The following is a 16,540-nucleotide window of genomic DNA, read 5'->3' as shown; positions in this document are numbered from 1 at the left end:
ATTAATCTTCTTCTAAGTCGTCATAACTTGCTGAACTGCCACCGCTAACCGTAACTAGATCGATTTGCTGACGATAATAGTCTACATCTTTTACCTCCACTTCTACCTCATCACCGAGACGATAGGCAACGCGATTTTTCCGTCCTACCAAACAGCTATGACGGGCCCGATATTCGTACCAATCATCCTTGAGAGAAGAAACATGAACCAACCCTTCCACTAATAAATCGGAAATTTCCACGAAGAAACCATAGGATTGTACACCGGTAATTAAGCCGCGAAAAACTTGACCCATTCTTTCTTTCATTTTCTCGGCTTTTTTCAATCCTTCTAGGTCTTTTTCCGCATCTTCAGCAATTTTTGAGCGATCATTGAGATGGGAAACAATGAGATGGCTTTCTTCTTCTAACTCCTCCTGAATTTGACTTGGGAGAATATTCCAATTAATCTGTCCATGACAGCTATTACTGCCCAAATTAACCCCGACTTTGACGATTTTGCTGCGGCGATCTTTCCCCTCGGTTAATAGGAGTTTTAACACCCGTTGTACCCAAAGATCGGCATATCTTTGCAGGGGTGAGAGACAGTGGGTATAATTGCCAGTATAGGCCAAACCAAAATGGGGTAAAGGATGGCTGCTATATCTAACTAATTTGAGAGTTTCTTGCAGGAGATAATTGAGGACTTTCACCGATGTGGAAGCGGAAAAAGTGCGGGTGAGATTTTGATAGTCATTGGGTTTAATCTCCTCCTCGGCAGTTAAATTTAATTCTGCCCCTAAATTATTGGCTAATTTGAGTAAATCCTCCAATTCATCCCAATCCGGTTCCGATTGTCCACAGTAGATACAGGGCAATTTTAAGGCCTGTAAATGTTCAGCGACAACTTTGCCGGCTAAAATCGCCACTTCTGTCAGTAAAGAACGGGCAGGTAAATTATTAGAAGCGAGAACAGTCCCCCCCCGTCCTTCGTCTTTGTAGGGAGAGATTTTGTCTAATTGAATATCAAAACTACCCCGCTGCAGACGTTGGGATTTTAGGGTGGGGCAAACGCTGAAAAATAAATCTTTCAGGGTTTCAACGGTATCGGTGGGGGCAGCTGCGCTATCTTCTTCACTGAGCAGATCTCGCACCTGTTGATAGGTAAAATGTTGATCCACTTGGATGAGGCTGCGGGTGATTTCGTACTCCACTAGCTCCCCCTTGTCATCGAGGGTGACGAGGATAGAAATAGCGGGGCGCTGTTCTTGGGGTGACAGGGAACAACGACTGGCAAGGGCAGCCGGGACTAATGGCAGCACTTTTTCGCCTAAATAGACGGCAGTTCCCCGTTTTTTGGCAACTTTATCCAATAATCCGCCCCGTTCAATGTAACGGGTGACATCGCTGATATGAATGGCGACTCGCCAGCGATTTTGGTTGATTTTCTCTAAAGAAAAGGCATTTTCAATGATCGGGGGATAATCTAGGGGGGTGTCATCTTCGATGGTAAAGGTGAAGAGTGGGGTTAAATCTCGCAGTTGTTCTTTTTCGCCACTATCGAAGAAATCCGCTAAATTATCGGCAATTTCGAGGGCTTCCGGCGGAAAATTATGGGGTAGATCGTGTTTACAGGAGACGATATCTGTATCGGCAGCGGACTCGGCCGTGGAACCGAGAATCCGAGTAACTTTACCGATGGGAGGCATTTCCCCTAGGGGATAACGGAGGACGGAAACATGAACGAGGTGATCGATGTTTTCTAGGAGATTTTGACCATTTTCGAGGAGATTAAGGGTAAATTTCAGGCGATCATCGAGGGGAACCGCCACGAACTGCTCATTTTCCTGTTTTACTTGCGCTAGAAGCGAAGGATTAGCCCGTTCGAGAATTAATCTCACCTCTCCCTCTGGGGAACGACGACGGGTCCCCTCGCGGATGATTTTGACTAAAACTCGATCGCCATTCCAAGCGTTACTTAGATGATTTTTCGAGACGTAGATGTCATCAGCATCTTCGATATCTTGGATAGCAAAGCAAAATTCTTTACTGGAACAGCGCAGCTTTGCTTCTACGATATTTTCCTCGATCACACGACGATAGCGCCCGCGTTCTTTGGCAACCATTCCCAGACGTTCCAAAGCATCGAGAATCACTTGCAATTTTTCGCAGCTTTCGGGATTGTCTTCGCAGCCCAGTTTTTTTTCGAGAATTTTACCCGTAGCTAATTTATCATCACTAAGATGAGAGAGGAGTGTGGCGATCGAGAAGTCCATCTAACAATAATCCTTACTTACAAGACACTGACGGAATCGTGAATAATTAAGTTTAAATACTTAATAATGAGAAGATTGATTTAAACTATTGACTCGAGAGATTATCTCTGTCGGGGTAATTGCGATCGCTGGTGGTGACAGTGAAGGTAAACTGAGCAAGCATCGAACACCCGAACCTACCTTGAGAATTATCGAAGCCTTCGTTAGTATAAGCCAATAGCGAACACCGGCAAACTTTTCGGCGATCGCTAGTCTTTCTGGCAGAAGCTTCAGCCTAGTAGAATCTTGTTACTGTGGGCAAGGCTAATCCTAGGACTGAAAATTTTATCTAACCTTTAATCTTAGCAAGAACTTGCTACATTTTTCCAGAATTACGATAGAGTATTCTAATATAAGTACAAAAGAACTCGAAAAAGTCACCATGTTGCAAAAGTTACGCCAACGTTACCCCCAAGTTGCCCTGATTAGCGAGTTAGTTCAAATCGATCACGGCAAGTATATTGTGAGAGCGATCATCGAAATTGAGGGAAAAACGGTCGTTACAGGTTTAGCTGCCGCAGATACGGTGGAAATAGCGGAAGATAGAGCCAGAGAACGGGCTTTACTGCTTTTAGAGGCTGAAAACACCCCCGATCTCCAGCTTGTGGAAAAAGTCAGCCCCAATAATATTTCTCTACCGTCCGATTTACCTAAACCCGTCGCTAGTGCCAAAAAATCGACCAAAACGGCTAAAGTCACTGAAATACCTCGTCCTGAAGCTAAAATTGAACCGGAATTACCCCAAGTTAAGGATATTCCCCCGGCTAAAATTGAACTGGAAATACCCCAAGTTAAGGATATTCCCCCGGCTAAAATTGAACCGGAATTACCCCAAGTTGAGGATATTCCCCCGGCTAAAATTGAACCGGAATTACCCCAAGTTGAGGATATTCCTTTACCAGAACCAGAGCCTTTATTATTAGAAACGGAAACCGATAATTACTCCTTATTATCAGAATTGCCAGAAGAAGCGAGTTTAACCGAAGAAGAACCCCCAGAACCGGAACCAGTTGTTGTTATTCCCGAAGAAATCGATTATTCAGTTCTTAAAACTAAAATTGATGTGGAGATGAAACGATTAGCTTGGACCACAGAAAAAGGTCGGGAATACCTGATTTCTACCTATGGCAAAAAGTCCCGTTTACTGCTAACTAATGAGGAGTTATTAGAATTCTATAACTACTTATCTAGTATCAGTGCCTAATCACTAAATCTGCTGCATAAATCAAAAATCTTTAGTTAAGTGAGGAGTCTCCGAGCCAGTATTATCCGAGTCAGGAGAAGCAGAAAGAAATAGATTATTTCCTGGCAGTAGAAAAGCGATCTTTTTCTGAAAAAATCCTTAAATTAAGGACTTTAATAGCATCTGCGATTAAAAACTCACTTTTGCGGGAGATATAATAAAAAAGGAAGCTATTAGCTGCCAGTCTTTTTCTCCCTATCTCCCTATCTCCCTATCTCCCTATCTCCCTATCTCCCTATCTCCCTATCTCCCTATCTCACTGATAACTGATAACTGATAACTGATAACTGATAACTGATAACTGAATTAGTTTCTCACCGCTTCTGTTTCCGCTTCTTTGGGAACAACCACTGGCAATCCGCTGACCGTTTCAATTTGATAAATAACGCGACTTAATTGGGAAGGACAACAGAGAGGATCCGTATCTTTATAGCGATTAAAAACCACAATAATTCGATCGCTATTTTGTAAAACAATTCTCTGAGATGCCCCATCAGCGCGAGAATCCATCGGTCGCGGGGAAAGAGTGCCAGCGAATTTACCATCGACAAAAACAAAGTCTTGATAACCCATCGGTCGGCACATTCCATCCACTCCACTCATGGCCGAAATAATGCTAGTTTTACCATAGGTTTGCACGGCCCCGTACAGTAACCATCCCGCTTTATTAAGCGCTTGATCATTGGCAGTAATTGCCGGACGAACCTGTTCACGACACTGGTTATCAATCACGGTTTTAACGGGAGATTTGGGGATAGGTGCCTTGGCTTTATTCCAATTAGTTAATGGTCGATCAAACCAAGCTCGCGGAGTCTCTTTTTCTGGGGTTTGGCTAATAACTTCTAATAGCTTCCATGTTTCCGAATTTTGATTATTAGTTGGATTGGATACGGTTTCAACGCTAACTTTAATTTGATATAAAAATCCCGGTTTATAATCAAATCCCTCGATACTATTAGGGAACAATCTCCAGTTTTCCTCTGGTTTTTCTCGCATCTGTAAACAGTCTTTGGTTGGGCCTTGGCTACAGGGTTGTTTCCGAGAATTGATATAAATTGTCTTTTCCGTGCGCGTGGTGGTCGGTGCGGGGGTAAAAGTGAGTATTCCTAAACCTTCGGGAGTACGATAAAATAACTGTAAATCGCCTTTAGCTGTCACTTGGAATTGTTCCACTCCTTGCAAGGCGGCCAGATATTGATTTTCTTGTTTCATCTGCGGTTCCGGACAAGCTTTTTTCGTAGTAGCGATCGCTTGGTTAACCTTGAGCGTGTCATCATTGACTTGATAGCCGGTATTATACTGGTTGCATCCGGCCGAACCACTGAGGATATTTTTCTGGAAAGCGGCAGTAATTTCCGTTTCTTTGACCAAACTTCCGGCTGTCCACCCCCTTAGTTTCCATCGAGTCCCCTCCAAAGGGGAAGTATTAGCGATCGCTGCTTTCCCCGCTAAAGCACAACTTAGGGCAATTGTCAAGAAAATTCCCGTTTTTTTGGCGTTCAAAATTGCTATTCTCCTCGTCAAAGCAACAATTGTATTATGGCGTGGGGTAATCGACTGAGTGGTTAGGATAATTTTTCGGATTTCTCTTTCTGACCATCCCGTGACGGATGAAGAGAGAACAAGTTCCCTCAAACCTTAACCCAGTCAGAAAGTCATCGTTGTCATTAATCACTTTTTGCCCTCAAATGGCCAAAAGTTGACCCCAGTTCACCTTAAGCAGTACAATAAAAACCTTGAGTGACCCCTTAAACAAAAAAAAACATCATGGCACAAGGACAAGGATTCGGATTCGGTCTCGGTAAGATTAAAGAATTACAAGACGCTTTCCAAAAAGCGCAACAGGTGCAACAAGGGGCGAAAGTTCTGCAAGAAGAACTGGAAACTATGGAAATTCCCGGCCAGAGTGAAAATGGCTTGGTGACAGTCTATCTCAGTGGCAACCAAGAACCCCGGGGTATTGAAATCGATCCGGCTCTCCTCTCCCAAGATCTGGAGATTGTGGCTGGGTCTATTCTAGAAGCCATGAAAGTCGCCTATAGTGCCTCCACGGAAACCATGCGCGCCAAAATGGAAGAACTGACCATGGGTTTAAATATCCCCAGTATGTAATCGCTTTTGACCGCAATGGTAGAATGGAAAGTTGGACTAACAAGCGAGGAGGTTCAACTTTGCTGACTTTGGGTGTCAATATCGACCATGTGGCCACAATTCGCCAAGCGCGTCGAACCGTGGAACCGGATCCCGTGGCGGCGGCAGTTTTGGCCGAAATCGGCGGCGCTGATGGCATTACCGTTCACTTGCGCGAGGATCGTCGTCATATCCAAGATCGCGATGTGCGGCTCCTCCGGCAAACGGTGCGGACTCATCTGAATCTGGAAATGGCCCCGACGGAGGAAATGATCGCCATTGCTCTCGATCTTAAACCCGATTATGTCACCCTTGTCCCCGAAAAGCGCGAGGAAGTGACCACGGAAGGGGGGATCGATATGCTGGGCAATTTTGACCGTTTTTGTCGGGTTGTAGAGCGCCTGCAATCGGCTAATATCCCCGTTAGTTGGTTTATTGATGCCGATTTTGCCCAAATTCAAGCGGCCGCTAACACGGGGGCGAAATTTATCGAACTCCATACCGGTCAATACGCCGAAGCACAACAGGAGAGCGATCGTCAAGCAGCATTAACAATTCTTAAAGAAGGTTGTGAATATGCTTCCTCCCTCGGTTTGCGGGTGAATGCCGGCCACGGTTTGACCTATTGGAATGTTTATGCCGTCGCCTGTTTGCCCAATATGGAAGAATTGAACATTGGTCACACAATTATCAGTCGTGCGGTTTTGGTCGGGTTAGAACGGGCTGTTAGGGAAATGAAATTGGCTATGCGTGGGGAATTGTAAAAGCCATCAGCTATCAGCTAATCTCCCGACTCAGGAACAATTACACTGAAAAATTAAAGGAAAGATCATGACAACTTATTATTATTTGGTAGCCAGTCAAAAGTTTTTAGAAGAAGAAGCGATCGAAAAGGAAGTTTTGAAGGAAAAAATCAGGAATTATCAAGAAAAAGGTCAAGAAATTGATTTTTGGTTAATTGCCAATCCAGCTTTTTTAGATACTCCCGGTTTTGCCGATATCAAAAAGAAAACTCCCCAACCGGCAGCGGCGATTGTTTCTCTCAATCAACAGTTTATTACTTGGCTAAAATTGCGTCTAGAATACGTTATTACCGGACAGTTTGAAGCTCCTTCCGATAGTATTCCCGAACCGTTAAAATAACCTTTTTGGACTGGGGCAAAAAATGCAGACGAGGCAATCATCACCAGCTGACTTTGCCTTGGAGCTTGCTAATTTTTCCCTGACCGATTCCCGATACTCGATCCAAATCTTCTAGGGAAGTAAAGGGTTTTTGTTGCCGGGCTGCGATAATTTTTTCGGCTAATTTGCCACTGATACCGGGTAAACTATCTAATTCTTCTTTGGTGGCGGTGTTTAAATTAATTAAGCGCTCGCTTTTAATTGTTACAGATTGGGAGCAGTTTTTTCTATCCTGTTCGATCCGATTTTTAATAGTTTCTGGCAGTCCTAATTTAGCGGTACGGTAAAGATATTGAAATTCTCGATCGAAATGAGCGGCAACGGTGGGATTATTGATAATAACTAAAGCTTCATCGTTTTGATGGTTAGCGGCTCTTGACCAATTATGAGAACCAGTAATCACAATTTTATCATCGATTAAACCGAATTTATGGTGTAATTTATCTCCCCGGGCTAGATCGGGAACTCCTAGGGTATTAATTGGGTTTTGCCAAGGCTGATTATCTGGTTCATAACGACATTTATTACTGAGAGCAACTCCTAATAAATCTAATCCTTCGCTATAGTATCGGAAGGCAAAACTAGGATCAATTAAAGCCTTAATTTCTATCCCTTTTTGATGTCGTTGGGCGAGAATATTAGCTAGAGGCTGTTCCGTAAAGACAAATAGGGCTAAGTCCACGGATTTTTTAGCTTTATTTAAAGTTTCACCGATCAGACCATTGCTAGTAATTGCCCAGGGATAAGTGGTAGAATCGGGGGAAAATTTTACCGTCAGACTACTATTACCGATAGGGATTGTTTGCGGTTTTCTGTGGGGTTTATCTAACCCAAATCTAGAACGATCTTCCCTTCCCCACATCAGATTAAATTCTCTTTGAAAAACTCTAGCTAGTGGGGGATTAGTAATCACTAATAAGTGATTGGCATTACCGACAGTTTTGGGATTAGAAAAGTCTCCATGAATATCACTTAAGGTATAGTTAGCTGAACTAATTAAAGTAGTGTAATTATCAATAACCATGAATTTATGGTGCATTAAACCGCTACCTTTTGAGCGATCATTTCTATCATCAATTAGGGGAATACCAGCTTTTTTGAGGATAGTAATTGCATCTCTTTGGGCGATTTCCTCTGGAGTTAATTTACCATCGCGATTTATGTCAACTAAGTCAAAAAGGTTTTGATAACGTTCCTGTTCTCGATCGCTTAATTGTTCTTGGTTTTTGGCTAAACTATTAATAGGTTTATTGTAAATATTTTCGAGGATAACCCTAACTTTAATTCCCTGTTGCTGACGAGCAACTAAAGCTTGAGCGATGGCGGGTAAACGTAACTCTTGCACTGCTAGATCGATCGAAATTTTTGCCGAGTTTATCTTATCAAGAATAACCTGTTCTAAATTATCCCCTGGGCGATTAATTTGGCGATAGGGATCGGTATAATTTGAATTTCGGGCTTGATTATGATTAAAATAGACTTGAATATATTGATCTTGGGGCAAGGGTTGCGGACGATTTTGGATAGCATTCAAAGAATGACAGCCACCCAAAAGAAAAACTGTCCCTAACAAAAATCCTAACTGTCCCATAGTCCGAATTTTTTTTAATCTCCATTTATCTATTGCCATTTTTGCCCACATAATTATCATTCCCCTAGGATTCATGAGTGAGGAGGTAATTTTCACCTAAGCAGGTTCTCGGAAATCGGTATGTACTAAATTGATTATAATCAATCATGATTCTAGATTCAAGACTAGGGCCTTGTCCTTGATTGCTTAAATTACTGAGCAAAGATGTGACATCTAGTTAGGGAATTTTGTTATCATGTGGGGAATAATAGCACTGTTCTTCTAGATCTGGGTTTTACCATGACTGAACTTTTACCCCAATGCAGTAATCTGGCTGGTAATGTTAACAGTATAATTGAACTATTGAAAGGCGAATCGTCTCTCCGCAATCAACAGGATACCAGCAAGATAGAAATTGCCCTACAAAAAGCCATTTCTCCCAAATTTGAAATCGTTTTTGCTGGTGCTTTTAGTGCCGGGAAATCAATGTTAATCAATGCACTTTTAGAGCGAGAATTGCTCTATAGTGCCGAAGGACACGCAACGGGTACAGAATGTTATATTGAGTACGCAGAAGCTGATGAGGAAAGAGTGGTTTTAACCTTTCTCAGCGAAGTAGAAATTCGTACTTTAGTCGATACCGTCTGTCAAAATCTACAATTAACTAATCCCAGTAACATTAATTCCCCCGAATACTGTAGTCAGTTAAACCAATACTGTCAAAAAATTATCGAACAGGAAGGGGGAGAAGGCAAATCCGAGCGAGCTAAACAAGCTCAGGGTTTAAAATTATTAATTGAAGGATTTACTCAAAATCGTGAGCGGATCCATACCCTGCATAATGCCACCTATTCCATGGAACAATTTCACTTTTCTAATTTAGCAGAAGCGGCCAGTTTTGCCCGTCGTGGTAGCAATAGTGCCGTCTTAAAACGTCTAGAATATTACTGTCATCATCCTCTCCTTAAAGATGGTAACGTTTTGGTAGATTTGCCCGGTATTGATGCCCCAGTCAAAAAAGATGCCGCATTAGCCTATCGTAAAATAGAGCATCCTGATACTTCGGCAGTGGTTTGTGTTTTAAAGGCTGCTTCTGCGGGAGAATTAGCCACAGAAGAAACGGAATTACTCGAAAAAATTCGCTCTAATGCTGGTATTCGTGATCGAGTTTTTTATGTTTTTAACCGCATTGATGAAACCTGGTACGCAGCCCAACTAAAACAACGTTTAGAAAACCTGATTCAAACGCAATTTCGTGATACTTCCCGCCTCTACAAAACCAGTGGACTTTTAGGATTTTATGGGTATCAGGTGAAAAATCAAACCAATATTAATCAGCGTTATGGTTTAGATTCTATCTTTGCCGAAAGTGTGAAAAATTTAGGAGGACAAGAAGAAACACCGCAATTTGTCAGCGAGTTTAATAACTATTGTGCCAACTCCGGTAAATTACTGGCAACTCCCTTTAAAGTTTCCATCCACGGTTATGAAACTCCCAATAAAAATTATTTCCGAGTTTTAAGTGAGTGGGGAACTCCTTTATTAGAGCAGTTAATTGCTGATAGCGGTATCGCAGAATTTCGCACAGCAATTACTCGTTATCTCACCGAAGAAAAACGTCCGCAATTGTTTGCTAATTTAGCTGATGATTTACAATCTCTCTGCATTACTCTCAAAAATCATTATCAAGAGATTTATCGTGATTTAGAAAGTCAACCACGAGAAATTGAGGCGATGAAAGCTCTGGAGTTAAATCACCTCAATCAAGAATTAAAAGAAGTGGGAGAGAAATTAACTAAACATATCGATGGTTATGTCAATGCTATCGTGGTTAATAGCGATGAAAACTTTGAGGAAGACTTTAAGAAACTGAAAGCAAGAATGGTATCAAGATTGGATGAGTTATTAAATACTTTTTCTGTTAAAAATGCTTACTCGCAAGCGACTTTAAACCATCCTCGCAATGCCACAGCACCTTTATTAGCAGTATTAGTAGAAGCTTTTTATTATCTGTCTAACCAGCTAGAAGATGTGTTAATTGAGGAGTCAACCAGTTTAATTACTCGCTTTTGTCAGCGTCTTTTAGATGCGGTAAGGCAAGGTGATTATTATCGGCAAATCTATCGTTTATTGGGTAACGATGGGGGCATAGAAAATCAGCTAAAACAGCTAGAAGATCAGTTAATTCATGCCTTAGTTTCCGAAGCGAGAACAGAGTGTGATCGCTATGTAAGAGAAAATCACAATTTTTACAACGAAGGCACTTTTTCTATCTTTCAATTTCGGCAAACTGTCCAACAAACTGCCCAAGGTTATGACTGTGAAAGTATTCTTGGTGCTGAACCCGCTATCCGTCAATTACTTAAGTTAGATTTTGAGCCAAAAGTATCAGTGACAATTCAGAAAAACTTCCGTCAAACTATTAATAATACTTTAAAAAATCAATTGATACCAATGGCGAAAAAACAAGCCGATACTATTCTACAACAGTTCAATCAAGCTCGTTATTATCTAGAACAAACCTTAGAACAGGAAGCGGCGGAAAAAATTGCGAATAATGTTCGCAAACAGGAAGAAATTCACCAAAAAATTGAGGATTATAACCAAGCGATAAACTCTCTCAATACTTGTTTAACTGCTATGGGTTTACAGAAAAACCATTTACCTATAATTGGTGAACAAGAATTAGAGATTGTCCCTGAAGTTGTTAATCACTCCAGCAATTAATATGGGGAGTGGGAAGGTGGGAAGCAAGAGGAAACAATCCATCTATTAAAAACGGATTTGCTGTCAAAGCAAAAAATTAATTAAAATTAAAACTCATCGGGGGATAAGCGATCGAAGTCTTGTTATTCTTAAACTGGTAGGTTTCGAGATGTTTTTAGGCTCGCAGCTGAACCTGATCAACCGATAACCGATAGAGGGGTGCAGAATGGGAGAATGGTTAGATTTTACCGATGAGGTGGTCACTGTTAATAGCAAAGGTGAGGAAATTAAACGGGAAAAAGTCACTAATCGAGGTTATAAATATTTTTTAAGCAAAAAAACCTTTTTAGAGATGATTTCTATCCCTAGCGGTCAATACCTCATCGGTGCGCCCAAAAGCGAGTTAGGCTGGAAATTGAGTGAAAGTCCCCAATCTCCGGTTAATATTCAGGCTTTTTGTCTAAGTCGCTACCCAATCACCCAACGACAATGGCGCGAGGTGGCAAAATTAGAACCGGTAAATATTGAACTTAATCCCTATCCGGCCCATTTTGAAGGTTACGATCGCCCCGTAGAACAAATTAACTGGTGGGAAGCGGTGGAATTTTGCGATCGCCTATCCCGTCTCACGGGACTCAATTATCGTTTACCCGCAGAAAAAGAATGGGAATACGCTTGTCGGGGAGGAACATCAACCCCTTTTCACTTCGGCCCGACAATTTCCACTGATTTAGCCAACTATTCCGGGGTGGACTGGGATTATGGCGGAAAAGTGTGCAGTTCTGGTCGTTATGGGGAAGGTTCCCTAGGCTGCGATCGCAGAGAAACCACACCGGTGGGAATGTTTGCCGTCGCTAACCCTTTCGGACTCTACGATCTGCACGGAAATGTCAGGGAATGGTGTGCAGATTACTGGCGCGATAACTACGAAGCAGCCACAATAGAAGATAGGGACAGACGAGTTTTACGCGGGGGTTCCTGGAATGACGGCCCTAACAAATGTCGCTCGGCCTACCGGGTCAAATTTCTGGCTACTGCTGGACTCTATGATATCGGTTTTCGTGTGGTTAGCGATAATTCCCCTTTATAGAACCGATCAATCTTTGTGTCCTTTGTGTCTTTGTGGTTCGTTCCAGTCGCTCACTGGCAGGAATGTATCTTAGAATACATTTTACCCACCAAACCCAAGAGAGCCGATAGTGTTTCTTGGGGACTTCTGGAGTTTTCGAGGATGAAACGGGAATTAGAGAATTTATTGGGACGGAAAGTTGATTTGCTAACGAAAAAATCGATCGAGCAGAGTCATAATTGGATTCGTCAACGAGAGATTTTAGAGACAGCACAAGTGATTTATGTGGCGGGATAAGGCTTTTTTACTAGATATTGTCCGAGCCGGTCAATTAGCTCAACAATTTGCCGAGCAACTGGCAAAATTGGCAGGTGTTGGTCAGACAATTTTTTAAAATGTACCGCTCCTCGATCGAGAGTTAGAATTGATTTTAGAGACAATAAAGGTGATTTAACCAAATGATTGCTAACTTTGACCATAACTATCTTTCCCCGGAAGATTATTTAGCAACGGAGAGAATAGCCAAGGATAAACACGAATACATTCGCGGTCAAACCTACGCCATGGCTGGTGCAAGTAAAGCCCATGGTATGATTATTATCAACTTAGCCACACTTTTAAAAAACCGGCTGCGGGGTAGTGGTTGTCTTGTCTATGCCACAGATATGAAAGTTCGTCTAGAAATAGCTAATAGTTATTTTTATCCCGATCTTGTGGTCACTTGCGACTCGCGAGATAATCGGTCTTTCTCGGAAGATTTTATCCGTTATCCGCGCTTGATTGTAGAAGTATTATCCCCCACTACTGCTGCCTTTGCTCGCAACGCGCTCGCGAAGCGAGATCGGGGCGATAAATTTGCCGACTATCGTTCGATCGAAACTTTAGAAGAATACGTTCTTATCAGTCAAGAACGCATCAGTGTAGATTGTTTTCGTCGCAATGACGAAGGATTCTGGGTTCTTTATCCCTACAGCAAAGGAGCAGATATTTATCTAGCTAGTATCGATTTTCACTGTGCGATCAAATCTTTATATGAAGATATAACAGAAATCTGTTAAAAAATCAGATAAGTTTTTTCTGTTTACTATTTACTTTTTACCTGATTAATGCTTGTCATCCTCTCCGCTATTGTTCCAGTGGGTTTTATCATCCTCATCGGTGTGATAGCAGGAAAAATTCTCACTGTGGAAGTGCATTCCCTTTCCCAAATCACGGTATATATTCTTGCCCCCGCTTTGGTGATTGATGGACTCTATCGCACCACTTTATCCGCCAGCAATATCGGTTTAATTCTCCTAGGCTTTGCCCTTATTTCATTGGTAATGGTGATTATCGTCGAAATTATGGCCTATTGTCTTAGTCTCGATGATGATACCCGCAAAAGCCTCATGGCTGCCGCCGTGATGCCCAATAACGGTAATATGGGTTTACCGGTGGCTAGTTTTGCCCTGGGTGCGGCCGGACTGGAAAGAGCGATAATCTATATGATTGGCTCTAGTATTCTTTTATTTGGTATTAGTCCCGCTTATTTGCTAGGCAAAAGCTTTCTTTCAGGATTTCGCTTAGTTTTTCGCTTGCCCTTAATCTGGTCAATTTTTATCGGCATTAGCTTTCAAACTTTCTCTTTTCATCTTCCCCTGCAATTAGATAAAAGTGTTAGCTATCTGGGACAAGCGGCAATTCCTTTGGCTTTAATTATCCTAGGTATCCAATTATCTCAGCAAAAATTAGCGATCGGTAAATTAGAATTATTAGGGGTCTGTTTGCGTCTTTTAGTCGCTCCTCTTTTGGCATTTGCGATCGGCAATAGTTTAGGATTAACTGGTATGGATCTAAAAATTCTCATCCTACAAAGTGCCATGCCCACCGCCGTTAATACTGTCATTTTAGTCACAGAATTCGGTGGTTCAGCAGCTTTAATGGCCCGCACAGTTGTGGTCACTACCCTTGCTAGTTTTCTGACTATTCCTTTCTTTCTTTGGTTATTAAAAGTCTATTTATAGCAGTTATCTTAATGGTGAGGTGCGAAGTTTTCGTTTTGGGGAGCCAGTATTCAGTTATCAGTATTCAGGGGGTGCATCTCATTTTGGTAAATCTACTAATTTGGGATTTTTAAGGGGAAACTTTCTCCTAAAATTGGGCATTACTTTCGGTTTTATCACTCAATCCAAGCTTTTGGGGGGTTCTACCCCCCAAACCCCCCGCGCATTAGGTTAACTGTGAGATGCTTACACGCGATTGTTCATATTTTTGTACTAATTTAAGAGTCACTGATAATTGCTGATTGTTGGTATTTCTGCAAGTGTGGGATGCACCCTTATTCAGGAGATTATTTTATTTATTCTCCCCTCTCCCCAATTCCCCACTTCCCCACTTCCCCACTTCCCCAATTCCCCAATTCCCACACCCCACACCCCACACCCTACACCCCACTTCCCAATTCATAATTCATAATTCATAATTCATAATTCATAATTCATAATTCATAATTCATAATTCATAATTCATAATTCATAATTCATAATTCATAATTCATAATTCATAATTCATAATTCATAATTCATAATTCATAATTTAACCTTTGACTCACCCCAGCAATGGCAGCCAAGAGAAGCCAAACAATAGTATTAATCTTGACATCGGAGAGGGTAACATCGACGAGATTAAATAAAACACAAGCACCAAAAGCTACCAGATAGGTAAAGATAATTAACTCACCCCCGGCTTTTTGTTGCCGTAGAAAGATAAATAAACGCACCCCTTGGGCATAAATCCAACCCACCCAAACAGACAATAAAATTAAGCCGATAATTCCCGTTTCTGCCATTAACATCAAATATAAATTATGGGGATGACCTAACCATAATCCCTGACTTTTTTCGTAGAGAGGTGTAAAACTGCGTAATCCCCAACCGAATAGGGGTCTTTCTTGGGTCATTTCTAGAGTAAAACGCCATTGAGTTGCTCTGAGCGTAGCTAGAGGACGATTGGGGAACATTTCATCGGATAATCGCGCCCAAATCGCCCTAGGAACCAAGAAACGGAAACTATCCCTGAAAGGATTGGGTCCCCAAGAAGCAAGAGAAATCACCCCTCCCAAGAGGACAAAACCGGCGACTAAGGCATTCCAACCCAGATAAAGGGCGAAAATTAGGCAACCTAAAAAGGCTAAGGCCCAAGCATTGCGAGAATTGCTTAAAAATAGCCCTACACTATCGATAAATATGGTTAAAGTTAAAAACCCGATTTTGAGATTTAAAAGGTTATTTCTTTGTCTGTGCCACTGCCGCCAAGTTAGAATTAATAGACCGATCGCTAAAATCAGAGTTATCAGTAAATAAGCCCCCAAAAGATTAGCATACATAAAAACCGAAGACATTCGCCCGCTCGGTTCACCCCCCACCCCGTAGGGCCAGGTAAAAATCCCTTTTAATGCTTCCGGTTTTTGCCAACCGAGAAAAATTTGTCCCCATCCCATCACCACTACCCAAACTGAGGGGATAACCATCACCCAAGCTAGTTGACGCAATTGAGAGGGTTTTTTAATTAATTGCCGAATATTGCTAAAAAAGAAGAAAAAAGGCAGGAAATTTCCTAAACCAATCCAAGCATCCCCCGGAGTTGGGGAAAGACTGGCACTAATCATTAACCAAAGTGTGACGATACCGAGACCTTGATTGAGACGCGACTGGATAATTGCCCGAAAATTGCCGGTAAAAACCCTAATTAACACGATAATAATGCCGATACCCGCCAACTCTGGCAGTATCATGGCGATAAAAACTGAAAAAAGTATTAAATTCCACTCCCACCCTTGACAAAAAATCTTTTTCATCGAAAATTTGGGTCTGAAACCCCGTCGTTCTACGACGGCTTTACCGTCAAATATTAGCACATTTACACGATATATGCTAAAATGTGAGACATGGAAAAAGCCTATTCTTACCGATTTTACCCCACACCAAAACAAGAGTCGCTATTGCGGCGCACATTGGGCTGTGTAAGATTAGTTTACAACAAAGCTCTCCACGAACGAACACAAGCTTGGTACGAAAAGCAAGAAAGAGTAGGATATACTGAAACTTCTTCAATGTTGACCGAGTGGAAAAAACAAGAAGAATTAGAGTTTTTAAACGAAGTTAGCTGTGTACCTTTACAACAAGGGTTAAGACACCTACAAACAGCTTTTACTAATTTCTTTGCTGGTCGTACTAAGTATCCCAACTTTAAGAAAAAACATCAAGGAGGAAGTGCCGAATTTACCAAATCAGCCTTTAAATTTAAAGACAGACAAATCTATTTAGCTAAATGCACAGAACCTTTACCTATTCGATGGTCAAGACAAAT

Annotated in this window: 14 protein-coding genes; 10 read left to right on the top strand and 4 right to left on the bottom strand. The window is 41.7% G+C overall.

Annotation, left to right across the window (positions count from 1 at the left end; genetic code table 11):
• Position 1: 1 nt before the first annotated feature.
• Positions 2–2,254 carry a ribonuclease R family protein gene (locus IM450_RS11995; protein ID WP_287667916.1) on the bottom strand — a complete coding sequence of 751 codons (2,253 nt, stop codon included), beginning with the start codon at positions 2,252–2,254 and terminating at the stop codon, positions 2–4.
• Positions 2,255–2,675: 421 nt separating this feature from the next.
• On the opposite strand from IM450_RS11995, the gene IM450_RS11990 reads away from it, so the two are divergent.
• On the top strand, positions 2,676–3,497 hold the full coding sequence (locus IM450_RS11990; RefSeq protein WP_287667913.1) for a hypothetical protein: 822 nt from the start codon (positions 2,676–2,678) through the stop codon (positions 3,495–3,497).
• Positions 3,498–3,842: 345 nt separating this feature from the next.
• On the opposite strand, the gene IM450_RS11985 is transcribed toward IM450_RS11990, so the two are convergent.
• Positions 3,843–5,039: a DUF4377 domain-containing protein gene (locus tag IM450_RS11985; protein WP_287667910.1), complete on the bottom strand. Its 1,197-nt coding sequence runs from the start codon at positions 5,037–5,039 to the stop codon at positions 3,843–3,845.
• Positions 5,040–5,303: 264 nt separating this feature from the next.
• Here IM450_RS11985 and IM450_RS11980 point away from each other — a divergent pair, with 264 nt between their 5' ends.
• From IM450_RS11980 to IM450_RS11970, 3 genes are all read left to right on the top strand, one after another.
• Positions 5,304–5,648, top strand: a complete 345-nt coding sequence (locus IM450_RS11980; protein ID WP_287667907.1) for a YbaB/EbfC family nucleoid-associated protein — start codon at positions 5,304–5,306, stop codon at positions 5,646–5,648.
• A gap of 59 nt (positions 5,649–5,707) precedes the next feature.
• Positions 5,708–6,430: a pyridoxine 5'-phosphate synthase gene (locus IM450_RS11975; protein WP_198285484.1), complete on the top strand. Its 723-nt coding sequence runs from the start codon at positions 5,708–5,710 to the stop codon at positions 6,428–6,430.
• Between the two features lie 67 nt (positions 6,431–6,497).
• Complete coding sequence (locus IM450_RS11970) at positions 6,498–6,809, top strand: MgPME-cyclase complex family protein (protein WP_287667903.1); 312 nt, start codon at positions 6,498–6,500, stop codon at positions 6,807–6,809.
• 40 nt (positions 6,810–6,849) lie between these two features.
• Here the strand turns inward: IM450_RS11970 and IM450_RS11965 are convergent, their stop codons facing one another.
• Complete coding sequence (locus IM450_RS11965; protein ID WP_287667900.1) at positions 6,850–8,490, bottom strand: DUF655 domain-containing protein; 1,641 nt, start codon at positions 8,488–8,490, stop codon at positions 6,850–6,852.
• A gap of 228 nt (positions 8,491–8,718) precedes the next feature.
• Here IM450_RS11965 and IM450_RS11960 point away from each other — a divergent pair, with 228 nt between their 5' ends.
• The 5 genes from IM450_RS11960 to IM450_RS11940 all read left to right on the top strand — a co-directional run bounded on the left by IM450_RS11960 (position 8,719) and on the right by IM450_RS11940 (position 14,196).
• On the top strand, positions 8,719–11,145 hold the full coding sequence (locus IM450_RS11960) for a dynamin-like GTPase family protein (protein WP_287667897.1): 2,427 nt from the start codon (positions 8,719–8,721) through the stop codon (positions 11,143–11,145).
• Between the two features lie 205 nt (positions 11,146–11,350).
• Positions 11,351–12,214 (top strand): formylglycine-generating enzyme family protein, encoded by an 864-nt coding sequence (locus IM450_RS11955; protein WP_287667894.1) that lies wholly within the window; start codon positions 11,351–11,353, stop codon positions 12,212–12,214.
• Between the two features lie 15 nt (positions 12,215–12,229).
• Positions 12,230–12,490, top strand: a complete 261-nt coding sequence (locus IM450_RS11950; RefSeq protein ID WP_223211089.1) for a hypothetical protein — start codon at positions 12,230–12,232, stop codon at positions 12,488–12,490.
• A 161-nt stretch (positions 12,491–12,651) separates the two neighbouring features.
• On the top strand, positions 12,652–13,251 hold the full coding sequence (locus IM450_RS11945) for a Uma2 family endonuclease (RefSeq protein ID WP_287667891.1): 600 nt from the start codon (positions 12,652–12,654) through the stop codon (positions 13,249–13,251).
• Positions 13,252–13,299: 48 nt separating this feature from the next.
• Positions 13,300–14,196, top strand: coding sequence for an AEC family transporter (locus IM450_RS11940; RefSeq protein WP_287667888.1), 897 nt, complete (start codon positions 13,300–13,302; stop codon positions 14,194–14,196).
• A gap of 557 nt (positions 14,197–14,753) precedes the next feature.
• On the opposite strand, the gene IM450_RS11935 is transcribed toward IM450_RS11940, so the two are convergent.
• Positions 14,754–16,028, bottom strand: a complete 1,275-nt coding sequence (locus IM450_RS11935; RefSeq protein ID WP_287667886.1) for an O-antigen ligase family protein — start codon at positions 16,026–16,028, stop codon at positions 14,754–14,756.
• Positions 16,029–16,118: 90 nt separating this feature from the next.
• On the opposite strand from IM450_RS11935, the gene IM450_RS11930 reads away from it, so the two are divergent.
• The coding region (locus tag IM450_RS11930) for an RNA-guided endonuclease InsQ/TnpB family protein (protein ID WP_287720626.1) at positions 16,119–16,540 on the top strand (422 nt) is incomplete at its 3' end.

This window comes from Microcystis sp. M083S1, from assembly GCF_020246405.1.
Classification (GTDB): Bacteria; Cyanobacteriota; Cyanobacteriia; order Cyanobacteriales; family Microcystaceae; genus Microcystis; species Microcystis aeruginosa_C.
This window is presented reverse-complemented; position numbering and strand designations above follow the sequence as displayed.